The organism is Cellvibrio sp. PSBB023, assembly GCF_002007605.1.
GTDB lineage: Bacteria > Pseudomonadota > Gammaproteobacteria > Pseudomonadales > Cellvibrionaceae > Cellvibrio.
This window is the reverse complement of sequence record NZ_CP019799.1, coordinates 693,515-710,923: the sequence shown is the minus strand read 5'-3', so window position 1 is coordinate 710,923 and position 17,409 is coordinate 693,515. Positions and strand designations below refer to the sequence as shown.

Sequence of the window (17,409 nt, the reverse complement as noted above, 5' to 3'; positions counted from 1 at the left end):
TTTGCTCGCCTGTCGTAACCGGCACATTAAAAATTACGATTATCGCCACTGATGGCATTGCCATTGCCATCGTAGCGATAGGCAACACCGTTCACCGAGGTGACGGCGTGGACGCCGCCGTTGATGTGATCGTATTGATAATCGCCCACACCTTTTTTGTAGGTGTATTGCCAAAACCATCACAGATCAGATCATCATCGGGACTGCTGACACCGCTACATAGCCGCATCCTTTTTTATTTCATATGAAAGAGTAAAAACCATAAACCATACAACTGTAATTAACTTAAAAATAAATAATGGCTTAAAAAATATAAAGGCAATTAAATTAATTAAAAGATCAATTACAAAAAATCTAATCAAAAATAACTTAAAAGATTTTGATTTGGAAAGTTCATTATATAAAGAATCAGAAATTATCATGGCAAATAGTAATAAGCCAAAAGCAACGACCACAAAAACATCTAATTTTAAACGCAAGATAGCGATGAAAGACATATTCAACCCTGCATACCATAGCGCCATATTTTTTACAAAAGAGTATTTATAATTTATAAAATCAATATCTTTATTCATACTATTTTCCGGATTGATACAAAATTTCCTGAATACCCACATCAGCAGAAACCATAAAAATATTTACTGGAGCCTTAGCCGGTGCAGGCAACATTTTTACAAAATTCTCCCTTGCAAATCGATTGCCCTCTCCTAACATCAAGCCCCCCGCACTATCCACTGCTGCTAAAGGATCACCGTAGAGCAGCCCCATACCAACAGAAAATGCGCCCGTCACGGAGGAAAACAACCCTAATGGTCCCGCGATTTCAGGCTGTCCAGCTATAAGTGCTACACCAGCTGCATGTCCCGACAACCTACTCATTTCACCAGCAACTTGACCAGACTCCGTCCCCCACTCCTTCAAAACAACAGGAGCCTCTTCAGATAACACCTTCCAGAAACTAGGTGACGGATGTTTTTTATAAAAAGCTTCCATTCTTGCTCGTTGCTGCTCCTCATATTTCCTATGATGCGCCTCATCATTAAACGCCCTAGAAAATGCCCCCGTAATTGCACCATTCGCAAACTTTCCACCAGTAATAACAGAAGTAGTTCCGCCAACTGTCGCAGCTGCAGCAATTCTAAGAGCTCGATTACCACCTTCGTAATATGCAGAACTCATTTTATTGCCACCAATACCATCTATAGCACCAGAAAAGGCTTGGGTTACACCTGCGGACGCAAAACCATGACCAAACTTACCACCCTGTAGCACCGACATAACGCCACCCACCATTCCATGTGCAATTACTTTACCTGCAAAAGCCCCTGCTTTGAGACCACTCCCCAAGAAGTTACCGCTACCTTCAACCCCCTGGAAAGCGCTGCCCACCCCATAAAAAGCTGCTGCACTTATCGCCCCAGTGAATGCGCCTTTTAAAATATTACCGCCATTTGCGGCAGCACCTGCTGCGCCTGCTGCTGCACCAGCCCCCATCGCCCCCCAAATACTAGCGGTACAAGGAGGGCAATATACAGTCAATATCACTCCAACGATTGCGCCCACAAAAGGCCGGATTTTATTCCACAACTTCTTCAGGAAATACCCGCTCGGATCAGTTGCATTTAACGGGTTATTTAATAAATAACTATAGCGGTTGAAACTCTGCGTATTAGTCGCCGCTTGAATAAACGGATCTGCCTGTAAGAACCGACCTAATTTTGAATCGTAGATGCGACCATTCATGTGAATGATACCCATATCATCCACCATTTCATGGCCGGTATAACCGCGACGGGTAATAGGTTCAAAACCTGGAACCGTAACTGCCGATAAGGCAAATGTAAAATTCGCGTCATTCCATTGGGTAAAGTTTCGCCTTGCTCCCCAGGCATCGAAACTCATGGCATGCGAGATTTTACTGTACTGACCGCCTACCTCACCGGCAGCATCAGTAATAAGATCCACGGACCCCAAATGATCGGTATAAATATAACGAGCATCATTTGCCAAAAGCTGATTGTTGTTATCGGTACGATAGCTATACACAACACCAGCAACATTACGCTTCCATTCCACTACATTGGTTGCAACCTGAATCCTCTCTACATTACCAATATAAGTCGTAATAATTGTCGAACCACGAAAATCATTACGCTGCCAACGGGTACGATCAGGGCCGTATTTAAACTCGGTACTATTAAAGCCCTTCGTTATTTTGCTAACCATGTCATAGCTAGTGTATTCGAGCTCCCTTCCATCACCTGATATATTATTTCCATTTGCATCATAGGCATAACTTTTCCCTCCAGCCAAGGTTACGGCATGGGGACCCGCTGTAGTTCCACTGTCATAACTATAATCTCCGACATCTTTTTTATACTTGATGTTGCCATGACCGTCGTAACGCAGATCCTGCGCAGATAGCGCCAGTGATGCACACATAGAAGTGCTAGTTGTACCCGCATTGGTTTTAATCAGTCGGTTCAATCCGTCATAACAAAAACTTTCTGACTGCGAATAGCTCGACATTGAAGAGTTGCCTGCAGCAGGTGTTGCGGTTTTCCCACTCAGGTTTTGACGATATCTCAGGTTACCTACAGTATCCCACCCGTACACATTATTTTGGACGTTAGTCAAATTCAGCGCATTAAGTGTCTTTTGATTGGTGAGCAACCCGGTTTTAATGTCATAAGTACTAATACTTCGCAACCCGTTACCACGTAACTCTTCGGTAACCTGACCTAAAACATTGGTTTTGAGCGTGGTACTTAATGCTCTACCTGTCGCTATATCTGTTGTCTTAAATGCATACCCATTTGTGTTGTAGTGGGTCTGTATACCGCTTGGAGTCTCACGACCGTTGCTGTCACGTATAAGATTATCCAATGCATCATATTGACGATATGGACGGCCGAAATTGTCATATTGCACAGAAGACACGTAGGGCTTATTACTACCCGGAAAATAAACCGTGGTTTCCGATGGGCGACTGTAAATATCAAAATGGTACAACGTTTTATGGCAAGACGCTGCGCTCTCATTACAACTTGCAGCCCCGTTATTAATGAAGGTCTCTGCTTGAACTGTAGTTATGTTGGTTGCTGTATTCATTACAACAGCAGTGAGTGCGCCTTTAATACCAGGGTTATGCGAACCAACACCACCCTCGTAGAACCATTGTGATAGCCCTTCGATAGCCCCTGATGCCAAATAATCAATACGCCCCGTCATACGACCTAATTGATCATAATAATTTTTAACTTTCTGGCCTTTAGGGTCTACCTGCTCAACCAGCTCACCAAAAGCGTTGTAGCTGTAGTACCACCAACCTGCTTTTCTGGGAGAAACACCAACGACCTGACCGCAGGTTAAACCTCCGTTTCCTTTAAAGCCGCCCTTATCCGGGTCATGCATTGCCACCTTACGCCCTAACGCGTCATAACAGATTTTTACGGCAACACTGGAGCCATCAGCTGTTGTTTGAGCCTGAGTCAAATTACCGAATAGATCGTATTGATACTCTACAACCCCACCAAGGTGATCCTCTACTTTTTCCAGTTGTCCCAATCCATTGCGAGTCTCTTTGCGTTTTTGCAGAAGCGCATTAGTGGTGGTTGTGGTATTACCGTCATATGCAAAATCCGTTTTTGAGCCATCTGGTGCAACCACGGAAACCAAACGTCCCATAGGATCGTAACTATTTTCAGTCCAGTATTCCGCTGCAGCTCCACTAAAAGGAACTGACTGACGCTTGATCCGACTTAGATTATCGTACTCGGTATCTATGTGAACCCAACCATCTAACCCTAGCTTACTTGAACGTATTACACGACCGAGCGCATCAAAATATTCATAAGCTTTACCCCCTCCGGCAACTCGCTTATAAACACGATATTTAGCTCCGACTAACGACGAACAAGTTGTCGTATTACAGAAGGCTACATCTGTACGTGCCCATGCTCCGGTATCGTCCTTACGCAGATACTCGCTACCCATGGCATCGTAAAATGTTTCGCTTTGAATCTGATTTATATCAGTAGCTTTTTTAACATTGCCAAAAATATCTCGTGCATTAATTTGTGATGATTGCTGCAAATCATTTGTTGTAGAAACCAAGTAGCGCCCTGTTGTACCAAAATTGTTAACAACAGATTTAGTCTTAAGAGTATCGCTAGCTTGCGTTGTTGTTTTTGTTTTATTTCCGAAGACATCGTATTCATAAGTCGTAGTTGTACTTGCCAAGCCAGTGACATTTACGGCCTCTGATTTCAGCAAATACTCTGCGCCATTTGAATCTGATGCACCGTAATAGGTAAATGTTGAAGACCTGCTTGCTGATGTGCCATCACGTGTCGTAGTAACTGTCGATGAAGTTAGCCGTCCAAACCTTTTGTATTCATTTGAAGTGCCATAATTATTAACGGTTTTACTCGTTAATGTTGTGGCAGTTGTACCATTCGCCTTCAGGCCAGATGTAACGACTGTCGATTCAATCAAATTACCGAAATCATCGTACTGATTATTGCTGGCAATAGTTTGCAAGAGCGCTGCATTTGTATAATCAAAAGTTTTTTCTTCTGCGTCACTGATATATGGTTGATAGTATTTTGTATTGTCAGCACCCGTAAACTCTTTATAGGCCCATTTGTTGGAAGCGCTACTCAAAAGCGAGGTACTGGCACCACTATCCTTAAATACAACCGTCGACAATGGTTTGCCAGTAAAGGGGAAGTCTTGCCGGTATGTTGATAATGTTGTGATGTTGGTTTGGGCATCTATAGTTTTCAGGGTCCCAAAACCAAGGAAGCCTCGCCCTGAGGCCTGCATCTTTGCTTCGCCGTAGTAATAATCCACCTTACTCATGGCATTTTGATTGACATTCCCTGGCAATGCGCCTGCAACAGGTGCACTGCTTTCCACCGCAGTAACCACTTGTATTGCCCCATTTACCTCAAGAACCGGAGCGCCTTTATTTGCGTTATTGGCAACTAACGTTGAACTGCCAGCAGGTAATTGCCACCCACCATTTAACCTGGAATAGAAGTCACTGGAGTCAGTGACCACAGTCGTATAGGTTGGTGAGCAAGGATATCCTCTGTCTTGAGGACAACCTGTAGGCCTGACTTCTGTCGTAACGGACAAATTTACATCTGTAGTGGTATAACGACCACTATTGGAGAGCGTGCCGTAATTAATCCGGGTAACAGCACCCAAGCCAGTATCAATGGAGTATACATTTGTATGTTGTTCATTGTCGGGGACAGGAACAGAGGGATTGGGATTCCCGCCTACACATTGCATTCCTACTGGCGTGGAGTAGTAATGGCATGGAATGGGCGCGCCAGTCACAGAAAGCACACCTTTGTAGGTATTAAGTGATGTAGATGTCACCCGTAAATGATCATATAAACCATCCCCTGTTACATCCATGATCATGTGCGCATCATTTTGCGCCGTACCTGCATTGCTCTTGATAACGACGTCTTGTGTATCACCAAAAAGGCGAGCGTATATTTTCCCGTCATTACGGTTATGCCAAACAATATCAACGAATCCGTCGCCGTTAAAATCAAGATACTGCGGCGTTGCTTTTGGTCCAGATGTGTAGGTAGGCAAAGTGGCCCATAACACAGCATCATCAAAACCAGTCCCGTTGTTTATTCTGTAGTAATAACTTCCAGCAGAGAGATATACTAGGTCAGATAAACCATCGCCGTTAATATCAACGGGAGTAATATCTGTCCCACTTAAGCTAATATTCCCATAATTTTTTATTTGCCCATTAATTACAACAAGCGCGTAGGAGAGCGTTTTTGTAAGCACCTGAGGAGCTGGTGCTGATGGAGGATGACAGGTTGCCGTCTGGCTATATTCACCAATAAAATCAACAACCCCATCGCCATTAAAATCAGCGGCCCGTCCGGGGGAAATCCGCTTACTATAACTACTTTGACCGCAGCCTATGTTGACAGCGATAGGACCATCCATACCAGGGAATGTTGATCTTTCATCCCATAGGAAGTTAACAGAGGAGCCAAAGGAATATGCCTTATTAGATGTGTTCGATTCAGCGTTTCTCACCAGTAAACGATAAAAATCTTTTGTTACCGCATCGGCCAAGCCGTCGCCATTAATATCAATGAAGCTAGTATCAGCTGTTGTTATTCCCACATCGATTAATGTACTGCTTGCATCAATAGTCCATTTATTATTAGAGCGGGGGGTTGCTAAATATATTTTCCAGTTGCTGCCATCGTACAGCGCCAGATCCTGACGACCATCAGCATTGTAATCAATACTAGCCAAACGGATATTGGCAATATTCTTGTTATACAGATAAAAAACAGATGACCGGGCAACACTCTCATCCTCATCAGCATATTTGATACGAACTGAGACACTTGCCGATGTAGCACTGCCTGATTCAAACATTAAATACACTAAATCCTGCTTTCCATTACCGGTCACATCAGCAAAAAAGTAATTCAATAAATATTTATTGGCGTTTGCATCATTCAAATTAACATTATTAATAAGTGATGCCATATTTAAATGTGAACCACCGCCCCACATAAAGGTTGTTGGTACCAAACAGTTAAACTGGCCGCTACATTCACGTATACGCTCCATACGACTAACTTTATTTTGATAGCGAGAATCACTTGTAGTGGCAGACATATAATCAATTACATATCGACGAACCTCACTGTTTTGATTTTTCACAATAACTCTGCGCAACCTTTGCGTCTGATCAAACCGGTAACCCGCCACAAGAGAAAAGGATGGATCAGGTCGAGTCTCATATTCGAAATGAACAGATGCACTACTAGTACCAGACTGTGGTATCACTGCAGTATTGAGGGATGGCGCGCTGTAGGCATACTGTATTGTTTTTAGCCGCTGCCCATCAGTAGAGGAGCCTTCATAGATATAGTCAATGCCATTACCAATATTGTCTTGAAAACGGCTTTGCGCCCAAGTGAGAGTTTTGGACACTCCCCCTGCAGCATTAAAAAACTTTGAATTAGAAGTTCTGCCAAAAAAGCTAGTAGAGCCATCTTTACTCACTGACTTAAAGTACCCTGAGCCTGCTAAAACGTCCCCCACGACTGTAACAGTGACAAAACTATCCATCTCAGTTTTATAGGTACTATTTGCGCTCCCATAGGTCCCTGAGATCAAAATAAGGCGCTGTCCATCAAGACAAAAACGATCCTCAGATGTCCATGTTATTGCTTCAGTTTTAGTGTCGTGTACCAAGGTTTTTCTACAACGAGAGATGGTTGAAAAGGCATTCAAGGAGCCGCCTTTACCGAGAACGCCTGTACCAGCTCCGCTGGAATACCCCAGTGAAACTTGTGGTGTAACACCTGCAACCCCGGCAGGCAGATTAATGGGAATATTGTAGGTTGCTGATCCTGACTCATCGACACGAAACTCACCAGCTACCGTTCCTACATGGTAGGAAATTCCATCAGTCGAGTTGAGTCCAACACTTGGTTTCGTTGTTGCTGGCGTTACTTCAAAAAACTCTTTCGGGATTTGGGTAGCATCAGCCAAATAAGCTGTCTCACCAACATCTGATGTATAAGAGCCCAACACGATATCCATACGCCCATCATTATTAATATCCACGATGCGCAAGGGGACAGCGCGATTACTAATATTGGGGTAGTTAATCGTAGAATAGACGTGCACCTTATTGGGTAAAACATTACCGGCAATTGTTTGAAGCAATAAGGCTGGTGCAGCTGAGTCGGCACCCCGTAAAAGCACAAAATTCTCGTCTGAAACACCGGATGACCAGGCTGTAAAATCGGCAGGGTTCAATGCAGGACGCAGAGCAGCTGATGCCAATTTCTGCGCAATTTCAGCTTCGCTCAAAGAAATTAATTGAGGATCACTATAACTATCCGCAGAGCGATAGACGGCAAAATGCCCTGTTTGCGGCACCAATATTGGTGTAGCGATATCACCATGAAGGATTAGAACGAGAGGTTTTTGATGAAAATAATAGTCGGCTGCACCATCGCTATTTAAATCACCAATGTAGATATCGTAGTTCTCTACTGTTACCTTATTTGCTTGGGCGGCAGGTATAAAGGCAAGCAAACAAAGGACTTGGCTTATTTTTTTTATAATAGAAAACACAATACTATCTCCCTTTCGCAATATTTATCTATAAAGAAAGGGAGTTTTAGACTCCCTGTCAATAAAAAAGGAGTCATTTTACATAATTTTATGCTGCAGGCAATTCTTTTACTGTCCGCCTTCCTTGTTTATTATATAGCCAATCTTGACTCCATCTAAAGTTTACAGCACCAATAACCCTAATACATACCACAGGTCACGCTGAGTACAGCAAGCTCCAGCCACAAGAATAAATAACCCAAGAGAACTATAGCCGCACTATCATCAAGAATGATAACTTTTACCCTTAGCTTATTACTGAAGACGATACAATATCAGCTATGAAATTTTAGAGAGTAGGCAACATGGGGAATGCCAAGGGAGTAACGGTAACCATCAGCTCTAGCTCGCTATTACATCAAACCAATAATAACAAGGCCAAAAGCCCAACCATGCAGACACAACCAGTAAATGCTAAAAAGAGCAAAAGTGGCAATACCCAAAAGATAGTAAATAAATCAAGATTAGAAGAGCATTAAAGCAAAAACAATAAAAAGCAAACTTTACGACTATTACTTTGAAAAAACATACAACTTCAATACAAAAATATTAAAATTTTGGAAAGGCAAATCAGCATGCAAAAAACGAATGTATTTTTTTTAAGCGCCCTGATTTTTTTAGGGATATCTATTATTACTGTTGCCTTTTTAATAAATAAAATTCAACTGCAATATAGTGACTTTTCGATTACTACACCGTCAGGAAATACATCTAAAATAGATTTCCCCGTCCACAAGCAATCACAGGAAAGTGGAATTTATAAGCTTGAAGGAATTGCTTACAAAAATAGCATAAGCAGCACAAAATTGCAGATTATTCCTGACGATGAAATCTCTAGCCTATCAATTAACAACAATCTGGTTGATATAAGCCATATACCTGAATCAGGACGCAGGGATTATAGAAATGGTTTTATATTAGATCTGAAAGATCACCTTAAAAATGGAGAGAACAAGATCGAGATCATTTTTTCTGATACAGGAGGAATGATGGGCATCAACTTGAAATCACTGTATGCAGAAAACTTAAACAAACTAATGATAGCCCTCATGGGGCTAACAATATCCTTATTAATATTAAAGGCAAGACTAAGCTTTGCATTTAAAATTTTGCTAATTGCAGCGTTATTTATACGTTTATTTTATTTCAGTATTACCCCACCCGACACCCGTACCCATGATCAAGAAGAACATCTGGAATACTCGGAATACCTCGCAGTACATTGGCTGCCACCTGCGCTGGAAAAGGCAACCGATGGTGCCTACTTCCATCCTCCACTTTACTACTACACCGGGGCCATCGTACTTAAAATAACACGAGCATTTGGGCCGATCAGCAATCAGGAGGCACAACGTATCCAGCAGTTGTTATGCTTGGCCTATTCAATGGGATTTGTATATTTTGGCTTGTTATTGATTAAACAATTTTTAAATATCACCCACAGCCCCCCTGCTTCTTCCGTACCACTGCAAGCAACAATTGCTTCCGTACCAGTTAGAAGATCGAAGGAATATGGAAAACACCTGAATTCAAAATTTATACAATTATTATCAGCAAATAAAAAACCGGAGCCTGCCCTATCTTCCTGTGCTGCGACAAAAACATGGGCAATCACGGAGCAGCATTTATTCATCGTAATCGGTGCGATGTTTGTATTATGGCCATCAAGCGTTATTCACTCAGTACGCATCGGCAATGATCCGCTGCTCTATTTCCTTTTTGCTGCTGGCACCTACTACATTGCACGCTGGTTTAGCAGTGATGGCAAACGCGACCTGCTGATTGCCAGTATATTAACGGCACTTACTACCCTGACCAAAGCAAACGGGGAAATACTGATTGCGGTTATTGGCGTTATCGGCCTCGCCAAAATGATCAAATCCAGAGAATGGGTTTACTATTTAAAACTGGCCATTGTACCCGGCTTGATAGTATTGCTATCACTGGCAATCACAGTAGGCCCAGGGCTATTGTTAAAGCTGCAAGGCAAACGCGACCAACTGTATATTGACAACATCAACAATGTTTCTTCCGCACTTCGCGTTGGTAATGCAGCGCAGAATTTTGTCTGGTTTGATATGAAAACATTTATTACCGAACCGTTTACGTCTCCATGGGAAGATGAAAAAGGCCGCCAGTATTTCATGAACTACCAAGGTAAAACCGGATTATTCGGCGAGTTTGGTTACAGCAGCATGTTAGCAAAAAATGCCGCGGTTATTTCCAGCTTGTTAGCAGTGCTTATGAGCACCTACATTTTATTTGGCCTCTATCATATGCAGCGAGAAGAATTTAAACGGCAAACAGTGATATTACTCACCGGCCTGTTGTTAGTTGCCGGTGTGACTTACATGAGAATGACATTCCCGGTAAACATTGATTTCCGTTACATTCTGCCGATATTAATTCCCTACTGCATTTTGTATGCGAGCAGCATCACCAATTTCCATCGCATCGGAGCAGTACGTCTGGCGAATATTGGATTACTGATAGCGATTATTTTCATCATATCCAATTTTTTCTTTATATTGGGAATCTAGCGCCGGGACTGCAGAAGAAAATAAATGGAAAATAAAAATGCCCTCATCTGAGGACATTTTTATTTTTACTTGTAGAGAAAAATTATTTAGCGAGGGTAAAAACAGGAGCGATCCAGTTGGTGTGGTCGCAATGCGGTGACTCCTTCATATAAGTTTTAAACTCCAGGGCATTAATGCCTTTCAAATCCACCAACAGTTTGCGCGATTGTGCGGGCGCAAGATCAGCATTAACCAGTGGGGTGCCGTTGCCCCAAATTTCAAACACAGCACCATCACCACAATTACCACTGGCTTGCGACATTGCCACAGTAATTTCCAGCGACGCCATTGGTACCGGCAACTCGTAAGCATAACTGCTATCTGCATGAGCCCCAAAACCCCAGGGTATTGCAAATTCCTCATGGGTAAACACGCTGCCTTCATAAGCTCGATTCTTTTCAAGTGCACCAAAACTCTGGGCTCCATGTAAACGTTCCAGATCGAGTAAGGACAAACTTTCACTGGACTTAAAGACAAGGAAAAACTGGGTAGAATCAACTTCGCTATTCAGTAATTTACTTACAACAATTATTTTATTAATGCCTTCAGGCAATTGCTCTGCGTCAATTACCAACTTGTTATCTGCAATATTAAATGGCAACTTTCCTGCTTTATCCGGTGAATAAAAAGCTTGAAAACTCACATTGGAAACACTGGCAAGCGCTTCCGGTTTAATCAGAGTGATTTGATCGTTAGAAACCGCAGGATTTACCAATTCAAATTTATTACTTTGGGAAACCGGATCACCATCCGCATTTAAACCGTAATAATCGCGATTAAATAAGGCAGTGTAATTTTTAAAGGCTTTAGCAATATATCGCTCCTGCGGGAAACGCCGGGCTTCATCATTGCGTGCAACAATGACTTTACCCTCAGCGGCCTGCGGAGTTTGCACTCCAAATACAAAGCGACCAAACGATTTAACTATCTGGAACGCATCGCTGCGATTAGGTATATCAACAGTGGAAATATAATCCTTTACATCGTATTTGGTAACAAAAAGGACATGAATGTAGGGTTGATTAAGGTTGTCACTCACATACAATGTGTGCGAGACATCAGCGTGCTTATACGCGTAACCCACTGCATCCGTGTAAGATTCAAAAAAGAATGCGCCAACCTCTTCAGCATATTCAGTAAAGTAAACCTTCTCAAAACGGACAAACAACCCGAGATAAACCAACATAATCACCGCAAAAATTACATTGCTTTTTAACCAAACCGCGCGTACGCCGTAAGCAATCAACAGGATGAGTGGAAAGAAAACCAGGTTCATGCGATGCACTGCTGGCCAGCTTAATATTGCCACACCTAATGCAGCAATTAACCACAGCAGGATTGGCATTTTTGCGGACGCTCGTTTTTCTCTCCAAAGATCCCGAAAAAACAAAATGAGCCCAATAAACAAAAATGGGATGCTGAATGCATAAACAGTTCCAATATCTTTCACGCTGCTTTGCGTTTCCCGATCATTAAACTGGATAAATAGGATTTCAATTACACGATGGAAATTCTTTGCCAGCTCACCCCAGAATTCATTACTAAAAAAAGAGGTCATATGGGTATAACGCGCTTCGCCTGGCATACGCGGCACACTGAATAATCTCAAATCAATAGTTTCCAGCTTGAATAGATTAACAATCACAAAGAGCATTATCGGTGCTGCAACCACGGCAAAAACACTGCACGCTATTATCCAATCCTTGATGCTGTAAATCCTATGCCACAAGGCATAGATACCGTACATCAGGAAAAACACTGGCACAAATGCATAGGCAGTGGAATAGGCATAAAGTGAAACAGCAAAAAATGCAAAGGATAAATACAGCAAGCGAGGGCGCTCTTGCGCAAAAATCAAAAGTGCCATTGCAACCAACATAGTGCCGGGCAAAAAATTGGATTCAAGTGCCCACCGACTCAACACAATATGCCAAGGGCTAATCGCTAGGATAAATAGCGCTACCACAGCCAGCTTGGGACCGGCAATTCTTCTAGCTACCCAATAAAAAAGCGCAAGGCAGAACACACCAAATAATGCGGGAACCAGACGAATACTGAATACGCTTAAATCAAATAGCGCAATGAAGGGAATTGTTGCGTATGCTTGCAACGCATTTTGCCCACTACCCCAGGCGATCATCTGCACAGGATTATGCATTCCATTACGATCCGCGCCATAATGCAATAATGCATAGGCATCGTAACCCATTGATGCTTCATCCTGGTTTAATCCGGCAGGGACAGATCCAAGTGCATAAAATCGCACCAAGGCGCCGAGGAGCAACACAGCAAAGAAAACAAGAATTTCATAACGAAATCGCGATTGGCCAACAGCAGCAAGCATTATTATGTTCCTGAATAATTTTGAAAATCTCAGGGAAATTTTGAACATCCAATTTCAATGGTATTGATAAGTGCAGGTCCAAAACACTAGAGGATAGAAGCAACAATCCTGAATGTATTATTGTGTGAATATTATCCGATATTACTCGACAACAACTAGTCTTCTATTCACACTTCGCGGAAGATTTACGGTGGGCTATCCGCTACCGGTTCATTTTACAGGTACAGCACAATATTCAGATGCAGGCAATTTGCTCAGAGGCGATGATTTATCAAGGAGAGAAAGTTATTCAGAAATCGTCAAACGTGCCTCCCGCGCTGCAACCCCTGTATGCATCCATTTCCCCTGCCTCCAGCGCCAGCGTTTTATCAAGGCGCGTACGAATTCATCAGATATAGCCGCTATTAACAAACCATATAGCCCCATCCCCAAGGGAATTGCCAGTACATAGGCAAAAGGGACAGAGAATAGCCAAATGACGCCAATGCTGGAAATTGATGTAAACGCGGCATCGCCCGTACAGCGTAGCGCACTACCAACGGTGATGTTAACCGTGCGCCAAGGCTCTGCCAGGAAACTCAATAGAAATGCCCAAAAGCCGATAGCGATCACCTCAGGATCACTGCTAAACAATTTCAAAATCGGTTGATTAAACACCAGCCAACACAAGGCTAATAAACTGGTGCCGATCAAGGATATTGTTAAACTCTGCTTCAATTGTTGATCGACCAACGCGAATTCTTTACGGCCAACGCGTTGAGCAATGATTGCCTCTGTCGCCATGCCAATGGCTACCGAAATCATTAAACAGAATAGAAAAGTATTGTACGCATACACTTTTACTTTTAATGCAAGATCACCAACCTCTGCCGCAATCCAGTTGAGTGCAATCATATATGCCTGAAAAGACATAGGCTCAAGTATGGACGGAGCCGCAATCATCAGTACAGGCGTAATAAGAACACCAAACTGCTTCCAGCCCTCACCAAGCGGAATGTGAATTCGCAATTTCACATGCACAATAAGAGCAACAAACAACAAACTACAACCCGCAGCAATAACACTTGCTACAGCAACGCCTTTAACACCCATGGGAGGAATTCCCATAAAGCCATAAACCGCGATGGAACAGCCAATCACATTGGCGACGAATAGAATGATATTGCTATAGGTGTTCCATTGCGGCTCGCCGTATATATTCAAAATAGTTTGATAAATAACACGGCAACCCCAGAGCGCTACCATCCAGCCAATAATGGACAAATAGGTGCGCGCATGCTGCTCCACCTCGCTACTCAACGACATAGCCGAAGCAACCCAAGGACCACCATGATTAACGGCTAATGCAACAATCAGCGCAAGTATGACGACAAAAATCGCATAAGCGGCAATAGTGGCATTGCCGCGCTGGTAATCATTAGCGCCTATGCGTTGACTCGCGATACTTGCACCGGCAAAGGCGCTCACGATCAAAAATGCATTGGCGACAAAAACTAATGGCGTGATTGCCCCAACAGCTGCTGCTGCGTTGTCGGAGACTCGGCTCAGAAAGTACATATCAACCAATGGGATGGTATAGGTCACTGCTTGATCAATAAACATGGGGCGACTCATGCCCCAAATGCCTTTATCTAATACACGGCTTTGCGGCACAAGTTTCGGTGCAGGTTTCATAGTGAATGTCTGGGCAGGTAGTGAGGTAGCTAACAGGGCAAATCTGGTGCATCCAGAGATGAATTGACAAGGCCATTATACAATGAGCCTTGCCGAATCCGGATATAGTGCGCGTATTATCAGGCGGCTTCGCGTAGTACCACCGCGGGTGGAGTGGTGACCGTGTGGCGACAACACATATAACCCAATGCGGAGACAAACACAGCGCCACTGAGAGGCGATATCAGCCAATACACATAGTGAGGTTGGATAGGCGTCTTTAGTACAAATGTTTGCAAGCTAATCAATAATATCTCAGTGCCGATAATAGCGATTAGTCCTGCCAAAAACCCAAGTATGGCAAACTCAGCACAAATACTGCCCACAATTAACCGGCGCGGACTACCCAGCGCACGCAATAGCCCTGCTTGCTGCTTGCGCGCGGCAATACTGCCCATCACTGCTGCCAGCAACACCAGACAACCACCAATCAATGTCAACCAGAGCACCAATAAAACCCCATCGCTCACCTGATTAACAATACTGCGAATCTGCCCAATAATCCGATCTAACTCCATTACCAAAATAGTAGGGTGATCTAACAACAACTTATTGATGACGAATTTTTGATCGGCTGGCAAATAAATACTGGTGATATAGGTCGGTGAATAGGAATCCAGCGAACCTGGCTCAAAAATAAAAAAGAAATTAGGGCGCATGCTACGCCAATCCAAACTGCGGAAACTGGCAACCTCCGCATCAAGCAATAAACCACCAAATGAAAATTGCAATTTGTCGCCAATGCTTAATCCAATTTCCTTAGCCGTTTCTACCTCCACCGATACGCCGGGCAAATTGGCTGGACTGCGCTGCCATTTGTCCCACCACAAGCCAGTGAGGATTTTATTATCCTCCGCCAAGCTATCAGACCAAGTGACATTTAATTCTCGCCGCAAGGCATTGGCAATAGAACGCTGCTCTTCTGTAGTCTCCACACCGTTGATATGGGTTAAACGGGCACGCATCATCGGATAAAGCGGCTCCGGACGCACATGATTTTCTGCCAATATTGCTTGCACACTATTTAATTCAGCAGGGGGAATATTCACCAGAAAATGATTAGGCGCCTCATCGGGTACTTGTACCTTCCACTCTTCGATCAAGGATGTCCGTACAATGGTTAAAGTGAACAACAACATGATGGCAATAGAAAACACTAAAATCTGCACCAGACTTTGACCGCGCTGGCGCTGCAAATTAGCAAATGCCAAGCGCCAGAAACCACCAAGGCGCAACACCATTTTTTTACTCAGAAGCAACAAACCATAAGCCGCTGCAATAGTGATAAGAATGACAGCCAACAAGGCACCACTGATACTTAATGCCAGCTCTATATCCCGACTAAATAAAATAACCAAGGTCAACACCGCCAATAACGCAAGCAATCCCTGTTGCCATACCTGAGGCATATTAACCGCTAATTCACGGCGAAGAATTTTTAGCGGGGGAACCGCTGGCAAATGCCACAGTGCTGGCAATGCAAAAAATACCAAACATAAAATGCCACTAAAAAAACTCAACCCATAAGGGTAAAACGTCGCACTCCCCAAGCGGATTTGATAGGCCTGCTGCAAACTGACGGCAACGGAACGCTGCAGCAATTCGCCTGCACACAAGCCAATAAATGAAGCAATAATTCCAAGCAGCACTAGTTGGGATATATAGAGAGAACGAATACGTTGCGCGCTCGCCCCCAGGCTTTTCATCAAAGCGACTTGATCCGTGTGGCGCGCGGAAAACTGACGCGAGGTTATTGCAATGGCAACCCCTGCCAGCAACACGGCAATAACCGCGGACAACAATAAAAACTGCCTGCTAGTCTCCAGTGTTCGCCCTACTCGCTCTTGCGCGGAATTGATATCAACCAGTCGTTGGTGCTTACTGAGTTGTGGCTTCAGGTAATCAACAAAGGTTTTTAGCTGACTGCTATCGTCAGAGGCGATTAACCACTGATAATCCACACGACTTCCTGGCTGCACGACTTGGGTTTTTTCCAAATCGGAAAAATTCATAATCAACCGGGCACCGGTCATACTAAATGGATTGGCACTATCAGGCTCTCTAATTAACACGTGGGTGATACGTAATTCGTATTCACCCACCGCCACCTTATCACCCAACTCGATTTTCAATAATGGCAAGAGGCGTGAATCAACCCAGGCTTCACCGGGTGCAGGAATGCCAGTGACAACCTGAATGTCTTCTGGATTCATCGCAAAAGGCACCTTGCTAATCTCGAAGTGACCACGCAATGGGTAGCCTTGATCAACCGCTTTTACCGATGCCAAATGCATCTCATCGCCAGCAAACACCATGGATGAAAATAACGCTGATTGCGTGTGTTTTATAGCAGCCTTATCCGCCTCTATAGCCCAAGCTGCATCCTGTGGACTGGAACCGCGCACAATATAATCTGCACCCAATACACTATTGCTTTCGCTAACCAGAGTTGTTTCCAGCCTATCGGTGAAAATAGCAATGCCGCTCAACACCGCAACAGCCAACATCAAAGAAAAGCCCAACAGCTTTAACTCGCCACTACGCCAGTTACGTCGCAATAAATTAATTGCCAGTTTCATCGTA

At 43.5% G+C, this 17,409-nt stretch carries 8 protein-coding genes; 2 read left to right on the top strand and 6 right to left on the bottom strand.

The window, feature by feature from the left end; translation table 11 throughout:
• Nucleotides 1-26: 26 nt before the first annotated feature.
• The 3 genes from B0D95_RS20970 to B0D95_RS03110 form a co-directional block, all read right to left on the bottom strand.
• Nucleotides 27-149 (bottom strand): hypothetical protein, encoded by a 123-nt coding sequence (locus tag B0D95_RS20970; protein WP_256386846.1) that lies wholly within the window; start codon nt 147-149, stop codon nt 27-29.
• Between the two features lie 66 nt (nt 150-215).
• A complete protein-coding gene (locus tag B0D95_RS03115) occupies nt 216-575 on the bottom strand; it encodes a hypothetical protein (protein WP_078042532.1) in 360 nt (119 codons plus the stop codon).
• 1 nt (nt 576) lies between these two features.
• Complete coding sequence (locus B0D95_RS03110) at nt 577-8,151, bottom strand: FG-GAP-like repeat-containing protein (protein ID WP_078042531.1); 7,575 nt, start codon at nt 8,149-8,151, stop codon at nt 577-579.
• Nucleotides 8,152-8,495: 344 nt separating this feature from the next.
• Between B0D95_RS03110 and B0D95_RS20515 the strand changes: the two genes are divergently transcribed.
• Nucleotides 8,496-8,669 carry a hypothetical protein gene (locus B0D95_RS20515; RefSeq protein WP_168172389.1) on the top strand — a complete coding sequence of 58 codons (174 nt, stop codon included), beginning with the start codon at nt 8,496-8,498 and terminating at the stop codon, nt 8,667-8,669.
• Between the two features lie 96 nt (nt 8,670-8,765).
• Entirely contained in the window at nt 8,766-10,730 is a 1,965-nt protein-coding gene (locus B0D95_RS03105) for a hypothetical protein (RefSeq protein ID WP_078042530.1), read from the top strand.
• Nucleotides 10,731-10,812: 82 nt separating this feature from the next.
• On the opposite strand, the gene B0D95_RS03100 is transcribed toward B0D95_RS03105, so the two are convergent.
• The 3 genes from B0D95_RS03100 to B0D95_RS03090 form a co-directional block, all read right to left on the bottom strand.
• Nucleotides 10,813-13,113: an NPCBM/NEW2 domain-containing protein gene (locus tag B0D95_RS03100; RefSeq protein ID WP_168172388.1), complete on the bottom strand. Its 2,301-nt coding sequence runs from the start codon at nt 13,111-13,113 to the stop codon at nt 10,813-10,815.
• A gap of 285 nt (nt 13,114-13,398) precedes the next feature.
• Nucleotides 13,399-14,787 carry an MATE family efflux transporter gene (locus B0D95_RS03095; protein ID WP_078042528.1) on the bottom strand — a complete coding sequence of 463 codons (1,389 nt, stop codon included), beginning with the start codon at nt 14,785-14,787 and terminating at the stop codon, nt 13,399-13,401.
• Nucleotides 14,788-14,906: 119 nt separating this feature from the next.
• A complete protein-coding gene (locus B0D95_RS03090; protein WP_078042527.1) occupies nt 14,907-17,405 on the bottom strand; it encodes an ABC transporter permease in 2,499 nt (832 codons plus the stop codon).
• Nucleotides 17,406-17,409: the final 4 nt, after the last annotated feature.

Excerpts from the sequence above, each read along its gene's own strand:
- B0D95_RS20515 (WP_168172389.1), top strand. The coding sequence starts at position 8,496 with ATGGGGAATGCCAAGGGAGTAACGGTAACCATCAGCTCTAGCTCGCTA.
- B0D95_RS03090 (WP_078042527.1), bottom strand. The coding sequence starts at position 17,405 with ATGAAACTGGCAATTAATTTATTGCGACGTAACTGGCGTAGTGGCGAG.
- B0D95_RS03105 (WP_078042530.1), top strand. The coding sequence starts at position 8,766 with ATGCAAAAAACGAATGTATTTTTTTTAAGCGCCCTGATTTTTTTAGGG.
- B0D95_RS03100 (WP_168172388.1), bottom strand. The coding sequence starts at position 13,113 with ATGCTTGCTGCTGTTGGCCAATCGCGATTTCGTTATGAAATTCTTGTT.
- B0D95_RS03095 (WP_078042528.1), bottom strand. The coding sequence starts at position 14,787 with ATGAAACCTGCACCGAAACTTGTGCCGCAAAGCCGTGTATTAGATAAA.
- B0D95_RS03115 (WP_078042532.1), bottom strand. The coding sequence starts at position 575 with ATGAATAAAGATATTGATTTTATAAATTATAAATACTCTTTTGTAAAA.